This is a genomic window from Mycobacterium sp. VKM Ac-1816D (assembly GCF_000416385.1).
Lineage (GTDB): Bacteria > Actinomycetota > Actinomycetes > Mycobacteriales > Mycobacteriaceae > Mycobacterium > Mycobacterium neoaurum_A.
Genome location: NZ_AOHQ01000045.1, coordinates 1 through 218 on the forward strand (window position 1 = coordinate 1; position 218 = coordinate 218).

At 68.3% G+C, this 218-nt stretch carries 1 protein-coding gene; it reads left to right on the forward strand.

Translation table 11 applies throughout. The features are described 5' to 3' along the window. A partial coding sequence (locus tag G154_RS00005; RefSeq protein WP_036478415.1) for a DUF222 domain-containing protein occupies positions 1-218 on the forward strand: 218 nt, incomplete at both ends.

The window sequence follows — 218 nt, forward strand, 5'->3', positions numbered from 1 at the left end:
GAGATCAGTGCGGCCTGCACTCTCAGCCCGCGCGCTGCCAGTGCCCAGATGCGCATCGCGATGGCGTTACGTGATCGGCTGCCGAGGACCGCGGAGGCGTTCGCGCAGGGGGTGGTGTCGGCGAAGGTGATCGCTGCGATCACTTGGCGCACGCAGCTGGTCTGCGATGAGGAGGCGTTGGCGTTGATCGATGCCGGGATCGCCGGCACCGCCCACCA